This window comes from Rhodanobacter sp. UC4451_H18, assembly GCF_052978225.1.
In genome coordinates, this window is the sequence record NZ_CM129663.1 from 880,036 (window position 1) to 891,404 (window position 11,369).

Below are 11,369 nucleotides of genomic sequence, written 5' to 3' on the forward strand. Positions count from 1 at the left end.
CCGCTCCACTTTGGAGACAATCGCCGCATGAGCGCACACGAGCCACGCCCCCGGTGAGCACCGCCACGATCTCTGCCGGGAGTTCGATCGAAGCGGGCCTGATGGTGCTGCACGGCAACCGCCTGGAAGACCTGCGCGATCTGCTCGCCGCCTGGCTGGCAGGCACGCCGCTGCGGCCGCTGGAAGACGAGCTGATGCTGGTGCAGAGCAACGGCATCGCGCAGTGGCTGAAGCTGGCGCTGGCCCGCGCACCGGCGGATGGCGGGCTGGGCATCAGCGCGGCGATCGACATGCAGTTGCCCGGGCGGTTCCTGTGGACCGCCTATCGCGCGGTGCTGGGCCGCGAGGCGGTGGCCACCACCTCGCCGTTCGACAAGTCGCGGCTGACCTGGCGGCTGCTGCGGCTGATTCCGCAGCACGTGGACGACCCCGACTTCGGCCCGTTGCGCGATTACCTGCTGGCCGGGCACGCCGAAGCCGACGGCTTGCGCCAGTACCAGCTCGCCGCGCAGGTTGCCGACCTGTTCGACCAGTACCAGGTCTATCGCGCGGACTGGCTGGACGACTGGGAACACGGCGACGACGTGCTGCGCGACGACCTGCGTGGCCGGCGCACATCCATCGAGGCCAGCCAGCGCTGGCAACCGCGATTGTGGCGCCTGCTGCTGGACGACGTCGGTCTCGCCGAACGCCGGCAGCATCGCGCCGCCGTGCATCGCAGCTTCGTCGAGCGCCTCGCCACCGCAGCCGAACGGCCGGCGGCGCTGCCGCGGCGCATCGTGGTGTTCGGCATCTCCTCCCTGCCGCAGCAGACCCTGGAGGCGCTCACCGCGCTGGCCCGTTTCAGCCAGGTGCTGCTGGTGGTGGCCAACCCGTGTCGCCACTACTGGGCCGACATCATCGAGGATCGCGAGCTGCTCAAGGCGGCGCAGCGCCGCCACGCCGGCAAGCCCGGCCTGCCGCCCGAACCGCGCTTCGAAGACCTGCACCAGCACGCCAACCCGCTGCTGGCCGCCTGGGGCAAACAGGGCCGTGACTACATCCGCCTGCTGGACAGCTTCGATGCGCCGGCCGCGTACCGCGCACGCTTCGCCGCACTGGGCCGCGACATCGACCTGTTCGACGATCCCGGCACGGACACCCTGCTGCACCAGGTGCAGCAGGCGATCCTCGACCTGGAGCCGCTGCCCGCCCACCCCGCGCAACGCCGGCAGCTGATCGCCGGCGACGACTCGCTGCGCTTCCACGTTGCGCACAACCCGCAGCGCGAAGTGGAGATCCTGCACGACAACCTGCTCGCCCGGTTCGAGCAGGCCGAGCGCGATGGCAAGCCGCTGGCGCCCCGCGACGTGATGGTGATGGTGCCCGACATCGCCGCCTACGCACCGCACATCCAGGCCGTGTTCGGCCGCCTGCCGCCGAACGACCCGCGCCACATGCCCTGCAGCATCGCCGACCGCCCCGCGCGCGGCACCGCGCCCCTGCTGGTGGCGCTGGAACAACTGCTGCGCCTGCCCGAATCACGCTACGCCGCGGGCGACATTTTCGACCTGCTGGACACGCCCGCACTGCGCTGCCGTTTTCAGCTGGATGAGGCCGGCCTGCCCGTGTTGCGCCGCTGGATCGAAGGCACCGGCATCCGCTGGGGCCTTGACGGCCCGCAAAAGCAAAACCTGGGCCTGCCGCCGGAGGAACAGAACAGCTGGCGCTTCGGTCTGCGCCGCATGCTGCTGGGCTACGCGGTGGGCGATGGCGAATCACTGGACGGCATTGCCCCCTACGGCGAAGTGGCCGGACTGGACGCCGCCCTGGTCGGCCCGCTGGCGCAACTGCTGGATCAGCTCGACCACTACGGCCGCCTGCTCGCCACCCCGGCCACGCCCGCGGCGTGGGGCGATCGCCTGCGCGGCCTGCTCGCGGCGTTCTTCGATGCCGGCCGCGACGACGGCGACGCCATCCTGCTGCAACGTCTGGCCGATGCGCTGGAAACATGGGAGCAAACCTGCCTTGAGGCGGGCTTCGGCCACGCCCTGCCACTTGCCGTCGTGCGTGAATACTGGCTGGGCGCGGTGGACGAAAGCCATCTTTCGCAACGCTTCCTCGGCGGCGCGGTGAGCTTTGCCACCCTGATGCCGATGCGCGCCATTCCCTTCCGCGTGGTGTGCCTGCTCGGCATGAACGACGATGCCTACCCGCGCCGCGCCAACGCGCCGGATTTCGACCTGATGGCCACGCCCGGCCAGTCACGCCCCGGTGACCGCTCCCGCCGCGAAGACGATCGCTACCTTTTCCTCGAAGCCCTGCTCGCCGCCCGCGACGCACTGTACGTGAGCTGGGTGGGCAAGAGCGCTCGCGACAACAGCGAGCTGCCGCCGTCGGTGCTGGTGGGGCAATTGCGCGACTACCTCGCCGCGGGGTGGAAAATAGAGGGGCAGAGTGACTTTTCCGATGACCGCTCGCCAGCGTCGGCCGCCACGAAAAGTGACTCCGACCCCCTTTTGTCCCTCACCACCGAGTACCCGCTGCAAGCCTTCAGTCCCAGCTATTTCGATACCGCCAGCGATGCGCGACTGTTCACCTATGCCGGCGAATGGCAGCGCGCACGCCAGGTCGCACCGGCCGGCGGCGACGCCCCGCTCCAGCCCTGGCAGCGCGAAACGCCGTTGAACCTCGCCCTGCTGCAGCGCTTCCTCAAGTCGCCCGCCAAGGTGTTCTATGCCGAACGCCTCGGGGTGCACTTTGCCGGCGACGATGAGGTCGACACGGACAACGAGCCCTTCGCGCTGGATCATCTGGAGAACCACCAGTTCACCGACGCCCTGCTGCGCACCGCCATCCATGACGGCCACGACGCGGTGGCACCAGCCATGCAACGCCTGCACGAGCAAGGTGCGCTGCCGCCGGGCAGCTTCGGCGCGCTGACGCTGGAGCCGATGGAAGCCGCCGTCGAGCGCGTCGCCACGCGCTGGCAGGCACTGGACGCGCACTACCCGCGCACCGGCAACACCTGCCTGCTGCGCGCCACCGCGCACGGCCTGATCGTGGAAGACGGCCTGGACGACCTGCGCGAGGATGAGCACGGCAATCTCACCCGCCTCATCGCCACGGCCAGCAAGCTCGTGGACAAGAAGGCGCTGCGCCACGACAAGCTGCTCGCCCACTGGGTCGCGCACCTGCTGGCGAACGCCAACGCACTGCCCGCCACCACCTGCATCGTGGCACCGGACGCACTGGTGCAGTTGCTGCCGCTGGACGTCGCCACCGCAAAGCACCACCTCGACGACCTGCTCGCCGCCTTTGCCACCGGCATGACCACGCCACTGCCGATCGTGCGCAAGAGCGCCTTCGCCTGGCTGCAGGTCGAGGCTGCGAACCAGGGGGCCGGCCCCGACAAGCAGAGAGATCCCTTCGTCCATGCCAGCAGGGTCTACGACCACAGCGATGGCCCGCACGGCCACGGCGAGGTCGACGAGGAACCCGCCCTCGCCCGCCGCTGGCCCGACTTCGCCACCCTGCACGACGCCGGCTTCGAACGCTGGCTGCACCTGTACCGCCCCCTGCTGGACGCCGCATGCGTCATGGAAGAAACCGCATGAGCGCCGCGCAAGCCCTGAACCCGTTGCGCCTGCCGCTGACCGGCACCCAGCTGATCGAAGCCAGCGCCGGCACCGGCAAGACCTGGACCATCGCCGCGCTGTACCTGCGCCTGGTGCTTGGCCACGGCGGGGGCGCGCCGCTACTGCCCGCGCAGATCCTGGTGATGACATTCACCAAGGCCGCCACCGCCGAGCTGCGCGAGCGCATCCGCACGCGCCTGGCCGAAGCTGCCGCCGCCTTCCGCGACCAGGCCGCGCCGGATGATTTCCTGCGCGAGCTGATCGCCGGATACCCCGGCACCGAACCGCGCGCCCGCGCCGCGCGCCAGCTGGAACTCGCCGCGCAGTGGATGGACGAGGCCGCCGTGTTCACCATTCACGGCTGGTGCCAGCGCATGCTCACCCAGCACGCTTTCGCCAGCGGCGAGACGGCCAGCGCGGATGCCGTGGCCGACGAGGCGGACCTGCTCGCCGAAGCCGTGCGCGACTACTGGCGCGGCCATGTGCTGACGCTGGGCATCGAAGCTGCCGCGCTGTACGCGCAGTCGTGGGATACGCCCGACGCGCTGCAGGCCGCGCTGAAGCCGCTGCTGCCCCACCTCGAGCGTCTGCAATTGGACGGCCAGCCGCTGACTGCCTTGCGCGATCCCGGCGACCTGCTGACCGCGCAGGCCAAGGCCCTGCACACCGCCGAGATGCAGGCGCGAAGCCTGTGGCTGCAGCACGCCGATGCCATTGAAGCGCTGCTTCTCGCGGCCTCGCAAACCAAAGTGTTCGACGGCCGCCGACTGCAAGCCCGTGGCTTGCCCGGCCATCTCGCCAGCATGTTCGATTGGGCACAGGGCAACGCGCTCGACGACGCCACGCTGGAGCGCTTCACGCCGGCCTATTTCGCCGAGCGCACGATGGCCGGCAAGCAGCCGCCCACGCATGACGCCTTTGCGGCGGTCGAGCATCTGCTGGCCGCGCGCCGGCAGGCCGCGTCGCTGCCGCCACTGCTGCTCGCGCATGCGGCGCCCTGGGTGGCGCAGCGTACGGACCAGGCCCGCCGCAAGCAGGCCTTGCTCGGCTACGACGACATGCTCAAGCGCCTGGATGCCGCCCTGCGCGGAGCTACCGGCGATACCCTCGCGCGCCTGATCGCCACGCAATACCCGGTGGCGCTGGTGGACGAGTTCCAGGACACCGACCCGCTGCAGTGGCGCATCTTGCAGCGCGTCTTCCACGGCGCCGAAGGCAAGGCGCTGCTGCTGATCGGCGACCCCAAGCAGGCGATCTACGGCTTTCGCGGCGCCGACATCCACACCTACCTCGCCGCGCGCGACAAGGCCGCCAGCCCGCACTGGACGCTGGACACCAACTACCGCTCCACCGATGCGCTGGTGAAGGCGGTCAACCACGTTTTCGAGTTCGCCGACCAGCACGCCACGAACGGGCGCGTCACGGGCGCCTTCGGCTTCGGCGCAAAGCTTCCCTTCGTCGCGGTGAACGCCAGGGGCCGCAAGGATCGGCTTCAACTCGACGGCGCCGACCTGCCGGCCATGCAAATGGCCGTCCAGACGTCCGCCACCACCATCGGCGCCGGCGACTATCGCGAGACGCTTGCCGCCCACGCCGCCGCGCAGCTGGTGGAATGGCTCACCGCCGCGCGGCAAGGCCGCTGCGGCTTCGTCGGCGAGGAGGGCCGGCTCACGCCGTTGCGACCCGGCGACATCGCCATTCTGGTGCGCGACAGGAACGATGCCGCCGCGATGCGCGCGGCGCTGCACGCGCGCGGCCTCGCCCACGTGTACCTCTCGGACAAGCAATCGGTCTACGCCAGCGGCGAGGCCAAGGAGCTGCAAACCTGGCTCGCCGCCTGTGCCAACCCCGGCAACGACCGCGCCATGCGCACCGCGCTGGCCACGCCGATGATGGGCCAGAGCCTGGCCGAGCTGGATCGCCTGAACACCGACGAGGCCCATTGGGAAGCCTGCGGCGAGCACTTCCGCCAGTTGCATGCGTTGTGGCGACGCCATGGCGTGCTGGCCATGCTGCACGAACTGCTGCACCGCTTCGGCGTGCCCGCGCGCCTGCTCGCACGCGATGGCGGCGAGCGTGCGCTCACCAACCTGCTGCACCTGGCCGAGCTGCTGCAACAAGCCGCTACCGGGTTGGACGGCGAACACGCGCTGATCCGCCACCTCGCCGCGCAGATTGCCAACCCCGCCGGTGGCGAGGCACCCGAAGAACAGATCGTGCGACTGGAAAGCGAAGCCGCCCTGATCAAGGTGGTGACCATCCACAAATCCAAGGGCCTGGAGTACCCGGTGGTGCTGCTGCCCTTTGTCTGCGGTTACAGGGAAACCGACGGCAAGAAACCGCTGCTCTGGCACGACGAACACGCCGTGGCGCACTTCGACCTGCGCCCCGGCAATGACGCCTGGCAAGCCGCCGAGATCGCGCGCCTGCAGGAAGACCTGCGCCTGCTCTACGTCGCACTCACCCGCGGCCGCTATCTGTGCTGGCTGGGCGTGGGCTGCCTCAAGGACGGCGCAAAGAAGGATTCCGGCCTGCACAAATCCGCCTTCGGCTACGTGCTGGCCGGCGGCAACATCATCGAGGCCGGCGAGCTGATGCCCACGCTGCAAACGCTGACCCGGGGCCAGTCCGCCATCCAGCTCGTCACCCTTCCCGAAGCCGCGGGAACCCGGCGCTGCCAGCCCGAGGACAACACCAGCCAGCCACGTCCCGCGCGCCAGTGCACGCTGCCCGCGCACACGCCGTGGTGGATCGCCAGCTACAGCGCACTGGCCCGGCACGACGAAACCGCACCGCACGCCGCACCGGAAACCGCGAGCCAGGCCACGCTGGCCGAAGCCGTGCAGACGGAAGCCGACATCGAGGCCTCCGCATCCGCGCCTGGCATTCACGGCTTCGAGCGTGGCGCCGCGCCCGGCACGTTCCTGCACGAGCTGCTGGAGCACTGCGCCGAGGAAGGTTTCGCACGCGCCGCCGCACCGTCGCCGCTGCTGCGCGACACCCTCGCCCGCCGCTGCCAGGCACGCGGCTGGAAGCACTGGATCGAACCGCTCACCGCCTGGCTGCCCGCGCTGCTGCGCACGCCATTGCCGCTGCCTGGCGGCACCCACATGGCGCTGACCGCGCTTGCCGATCCGCTGCATTACCGAGCCGAACTGGAGTTCTGGTTCGAGGCCAATCTCGTGCAGGCGCAGGCGCTGGATCGCCTCGTCACCGCGCACACGCTGGATGGCGCACCACGTCCCGCACTGGCGCCCAACCTCGTCAACGGCATGCTCAAGGGCTTCATCGACCTGGTGTTCGAGCATGAGGGCCGCTGGTACGTGGCCGACTACAAATCCAACTACCTCGGCAAGGACGCCGCCGCGTACACCGATCAGGCCATGCGCACCTCGGTGCTGCAGAGCCGCTATGAACTGCAGTACGCCATCTACACACTGGCGCTGCATCGCCAGCTCAGGGCGCGCCTGCCCGACTACGACTACGACACCCACATGGGCGGCGTGCTCTACCTCTACCTGCGCGGGGTGGATGGCAGGGGTCGCGGCGTGCATCGCGAACGGCTGCCGTTGGCCCTGGTCGATGCCCTCGACCAGCTCTTCGCCTCGGGGGGCACCGCCCATGCGGCATGACATGCTCTCCTCGTTGCTCGACCACGCATTGCAACAGCAACGGCTGCGCCCGCTGGACGTGGCCTTTGCGCGCTTCCTGATCGAGCGGGAAGCGAACATCGCACCCGCACTCGCATGGCTGGCCGCGGTGCTCAGCCGGCAACTGGCCGACGGCCACCTATGCCTCGACCTCGCCGAACTCGACGCGCTGGCCGACGAACAGGACTGGCCCGATGACTGGCGTGCGTTGGCCGACACGCTGCGCGACGGCCTGCCCGCGTCTTCGCTGCTCGCCGCCGGCAACGGTGGCGAACCGGCCAGTGCGCCGCTGGTACTCGACGGCCGGCGACTCTACCTGCGCCGTTACTGGAATCACGAGCGCCAGGTGGCGAAAGGCATCCTGGACCGCGTCGCGCGCGCGGAACTGCCCTCGCCGTACCTGGCCGAGGAACTGGCGCGGCTGTTCCCGACCGCTGCCGGCGACGCACCCGACTGGCCGCGCATCGCCTGTGCGCTGGCCGCGCGCAGCGGCTTCGGCGTGATCACCGGTGGCCCCGGTACCGGCAAGACCACCACCGTGGTGCGCCTGCTCGGGCTGCTGCAGACCCTGCAATGGCGCGCGCAGGCGCCGGCGCTGCGCATCCGCCTCGCCGCACCCACCGGCAAGGCGGCGGCGCGGCTCAATGCATCGATCAGCGCTCAGCTCGCCCGACTGGATGTGGACGACGCCGTGCGCGCCACCGTGCCCGCCGAGGTGGCCACCTTGCATCGCCTGCTGGGCGCCCGCCCCGATACCCGGCGCTTCCGCCACGACCGCACCAACCCGCTGCCGCTGGACGTGCTGGTGATCGACGAGGCGTCGATGATCGACCTGGACATGATGGCCGCCGTGCTCGACGCGCTGCCCGCGTCGGCGCGGCTGATCCTGCTGGGCGACAAGGACCAGCTCGCCTCGGTGGAGGCCGGCGCGGTACTGGGCGACCTGTGCCGGCGTGCCGACGGTGGTCATTACGATGCCACTACCGCACGGTGGATCGCGGCCACCAGCGGCGACGACATCGGCGACTTCGTGCAGGCCGATGCGCAGCCGCTGGATCAACACATCGCCATGCTGCGCGTGAGCCATCGCTTCAGCGCCGCCAGCGGCATCGGCCGGCTGGCACAGGACGTGAACATGGGTGATGCGGCCGCCACATTGGCGCTGCTGGGCGCACCTTGCGACGACCTCGCCTGGCTGCCGGCTGCCGACGTCGGCACGCTGCAAGCGCTCGTCATCCATGGCACCGCGGCGCCCGGCGGCGCCTGCGGCTACCGCCACTACCTCGATACCTTGCAATCCTGCCGCCCGGCCACCGACGCCGGTGACGACGCCCACGCGAACTGGGCCACCAGCGCTCTGCAGGCGTTCAATCGATTTCAGTTGCTGTGCGCGCTGCGCCACGGCCCGCATGGTGTGGACAAGCTCAACCAGCTCGTCGCCGAAGCGCTGCACGCGCAGGGATTGATCGACGCCAGCAGCGGCTGGTACGAAGGTCGCCCAGTGATGGTCACCCGCAACGACTACGCGCTGGGCCTGATGAACGGCGACATCGGGCTGTGCCTGCGGCTGCCTGTCGCCGGTGGCGGCAGCCGGCTGGCGGTGGCCTTCCTCGCCGCGGCAGCAGGCGGCGGCACGCGCCTGCGCCTGGTCGCTCCCTCGCGCCTGCCCGAAGTGGAAACGGCCTACGCGCTCACCGTGCACAAATCGCAAGGCTCCGAGTTCGAGCATGCCGCCCTGGTGCTGCCTGCAGCCATGAACCCGGTGCTGACCCGCGAACTGCTCTACACCGGCATCACCCGCGCCCGCCGCTGGTTCAGCCTGCTCGGCAGCGAAGCGATCATCGCTGACGCGGTGGCGCGCCGTACCCGCCGCCACTCCGGCCTGGCCGAGCGATTGGCGCAGGATGGCGGCGATCGCGACGACCCCGCGCACCTCGCCGGCTGACCGCCACACGGCGGCCCTTCCCTGCCGCCACTCCCCCTTTGCAGCCTCCTTGCCGCCCCTTCGTCATCCCGTTGTCGCCCCGACCATCGATCTTTCCCCACCGTCATTCCCGCGAAGGCAGGAAACGCACCTGGAGGGTGGAGCATGCTGCCATCCGTTCGCCGTAAAGAATGTGACCTTCATTGCAGCGTGTATCGCCACACGCTACACTTGAGCCATGATAATCGGCTTCCGCCACAAGGGACTTGAAACCCTGTACCGGACAGGTTCTGCTCGTGGAGTGCAGGCTGCGCACGTTCCCAAGCTCGGTCGCATTCTGGCGGCGCTCGACGCAGCCACGTCACAGGCTGAACTGAACCAGCCTGGTTACAAACTCCATCCACTCAAAGGGGCACTGAAAGGCCACTGGTCCGTGTGGGTCAATGGCAACTGGCGTGTCACGTTCCGGTTTGTCGGCACCGACGTGGAGCTGGTCGACTATCAGGACTACCACTGAAAGAGGTCATGGCCATGATGAAGAATCACCCGCACCCCGGAGAGCTTCTGCGCGAAGACGTGCTGCTGCCGCTCGGCATCGAAGTCACTGATGCCGCACACCGGCTCGGGATGTCCCGCACCACGTTGTCGCGCGTCATCAACGGCCGTGCCGGGATCAGCCCGGATCTGGCGATCAGGCTGGAGCGCGCCGGCGTGAGTACCGCCCGGTTCTGGATGACGCTGCAGGCCAACTACGAGCTGTCGCTGGCCGAGCAACGGAAGCAGCCGACCGTGCAGCGCCTGCAAGCCGTGGCATAAAGCCCGGGAGGGCGCAGGGACCGAACACGGCCCGGAGAAGGAGCGTTTTCCCGCGCAAAATGCAGAATCGAGGGCGTTCCCATCCGCCTGAATTGCCGCCCGACGAAGACAACCGCATCCTCACGCGCGAATTGGTTTACACCGCCATCTCGCGCGCCAGGCGATCTACGTGAGCGCCTCGCCGCCTCGCAACTCGACACCGCTCGCTGCCAATCGCCTTGAGCGTGAACCGCAGGACTGTTGGAGATGAGCCTCGGCCGCAGGGACTTCGATGACACTCGTGTCAAAAAAAAGCGCCGCCGCGGAATCCGCGACGGCGCCATGTTCAATGCCTGGGCCGGCTCAGCTCGGCGTGCAACTCCCGGTCGTCAGCGATTTCGTGGTGACGCTGCCCGAGCCGTTCACATCGAGCTGGACGCCGGGTACCTTGGCGGTGATGGTGCCGGTACCGCTGCTGCCGCTGCGGTAGCAGGTGGCGAACACCAGCGGCGTGCTCGGCTTGAGCTGGCCCTGCTGGCCGAAGGTGACGATGGTGCCGCTCTTGGCCTGGATCGACACGTTGGTCTGCGGATCGGTGGCGCGCAGCAGGATCGAGCTGGCTGCTGCGTAGGCCTTGTTGGCCGAGGCCGCGCCGGCCGGGTAGGTGTAGACGATCCAGCCCTGGTCGTACACCGTGCCGCCCGAGGTGCAGCCCGAGGTCTTGTCGCCCGGGCACATCGACACCAGTTGGCCGCGGGTGATCGCTTCGCTGCGCGCGTAGTTCACGCTGGCCAGCAAGGCGTTGCTGGCCGAGCTGACCTGGTTGCGATGGATCACGTCACGGAAACTGGGCACGGCGATCGCCAGCAGGATCGCCATCACGGTAATCGTGATCATCAGCTCCAGCAGGCTGAAGCCGCGCGCGCGGTTGGGCATGGCATTCATGGCGATCACCAGCAGCTGCCGTTGCTGTTGGAGGAGGCCGACGCCGGGCCGGGCGTCTTCACGCCCGCGTTGTCGATCGTCAGCGGCCCGCACACGTCGTTGGCCTGCCCGCCGACCGGCGTGGCGGTGGCCACGAAGGCTTGCGACGAGGAGCTGGCTACCACCGTCACCGAGTAAAAGCCCTTCTCGGAGATCGCCGGATTGTCGAAGCCGATGTCCGTGAGGCCGCCATAGGCATTGGCCGTGGAGTAGTAGCGCTCCTGCGCCGTGGCCACGCGCAGCAGCAGCTCCTGCCCGTCCGCCCGATGCGCGCGGAACGCGTAGCGCCCGTAGGTCGGGATCGCCACCGCGGCGAGCACCGCGATGATCACCACCACGATCATCAGTTCGAGCAGGGTGAAGCCGCGCATGCGCCCCATCGCCATTCCCCTTGGCTTG

General features: G+C 69.2%; 7 protein-coding genes. 5 read left to right on the forward strand and 2 right to left on the reverse strand.

Features of this window, described 5'->3' with window-relative positions; genetic code table 11:
* Window positions 1-53 precede the first annotated feature (53 nt).
* The 5 genes from recC to ACVCMG_RS04245 all read left to right on the forward strand — a co-directional run bounded on the left by recC (window position 54) and on the right by ACVCMG_RS04245 (window position 10,007).
* Window positions 54-3,596: an exodeoxyribonuclease V subunit gamma gene (recC, locus tag ACVCMG_RS04225; RefSeq protein WP_447114950.1), complete on the forward strand. Its 3,543-nt coding sequence runs from the start codon at window positions 54-56 to the stop codon at window positions 3,594-3,596.
* Window positions 3,593-7,249 (forward strand): exodeoxyribonuclease V subunit beta, encoded by a 3,657-nt coding sequence (recB, locus tag ACVCMG_RS04230; protein WP_447114951.1) that lies wholly within the window; start codon window positions 3,593-3,595, stop codon window positions 7,247-7,249. Before recC ends, recB begins: the two co-directional genes overlap by 4 nt.
* Window positions 7,239-9,212, forward strand: coding sequence for an exodeoxyribonuclease V subunit alpha (recD, locus tag ACVCMG_RS04235; RefSeq protein ID WP_447114952.1), 1,974 nt, complete (start codon window positions 7,239-7,241; stop codon window positions 9,210-9,212). Before recB ends, recD begins: the two co-directional genes overlap by 11 nt.
* 217 nt (window positions 9,213-9,429) lie before the next feature.
* On the forward strand, window positions 9,430-9,708 hold the full coding sequence (locus ACVCMG_RS04240) for a type II toxin-antitoxin system RelE/ParE family toxin (protein ID WP_447099231.1): 279 nt from the start codon (window positions 9,430-9,432) through the stop codon (window positions 9,706-9,708).
* 8 nt (window positions 9,709-9,716) lie between these two features.
* Window positions 9,717-10,007: a HigA family addiction module antitoxin gene (locus ACVCMG_RS04245; protein ID WP_447099232.1), complete on the forward strand. Its 291-nt coding sequence runs from the start codon at window positions 9,717-9,719 to the stop codon at window positions 10,005-10,007.
* 342 nt (window positions 10,008-10,349) lie between these two features.
* On the opposite strand, the gene ACVCMG_RS04250 is transcribed toward ACVCMG_RS04245, so the two are convergent.
* Both ACVCMG_RS04250 and ACVCMG_RS04255 read right to left on the reverse strand, forming a co-directional pair.
* The gene (locus tag ACVCMG_RS04250) at window positions 10,350-10,931 is read right to left on the reverse strand and encodes a GspH/FimT family pseudopilin (protein ID WP_395117529.1); all 582 of its coding nucleotides are present in this window, start codon (window positions 10,929-10,931) and stop codon (window positions 10,350-10,352) included.
* Between the two features lie 5 nt (window positions 10,932-10,936).
* Window positions 10,937-11,350 (reverse strand): type IV pilin protein, encoded by a 414-nt coding sequence (locus ACVCMG_RS04255; RefSeq protein WP_395117527.1) that lies wholly within the window; start codon window positions 11,348-11,350, stop codon window positions 10,937-10,939.
* Window positions 11,351-11,369: the final 19 nt, after the last annotated feature.

Coding starts and splice junctions, on each gene's coding strand:
- recB (WP_447114951.1), top strand. CDS start 3,593: ATGAGCGCCGCGCAAGCCCTGAACCCGTTGCGCCTGCCGCTGACCGGC.
- recD (WP_447114952.1), top strand. CDS start 7,239: ATGCGGCATGACATGCTCTCCTCGTTGCTCGACCACGCATTGCAACAG.
- ACVCMG_RS04240 (WP_447099231.1), top strand. CDS start 9,430: ATGATAATCGGCTTCCGCCACAAGGGACTTGAAACCCTGTACCGGACA.
- ACVCMG_RS04245 (WP_447099232.1), top strand. CDS start 9,717: ATGGCCATGATGAAGAATCACCCGCACCCCGGAGAGCTTCTGCGCGAA.
- ACVCMG_RS04250 (WP_395117529.1), bottom strand. CDS start 10,931: ATGAATGCCATGCCCAACCGCGCGCGCGGCTTCAGCCTGCTGGAGCTG.
- ACVCMG_RS04255 (WP_395117527.1), bottom strand. CDS start 11,350: ATGGGGCGCATGCGCGGCTTCACCCTGCTCGAACTGATGATCGTGGTG.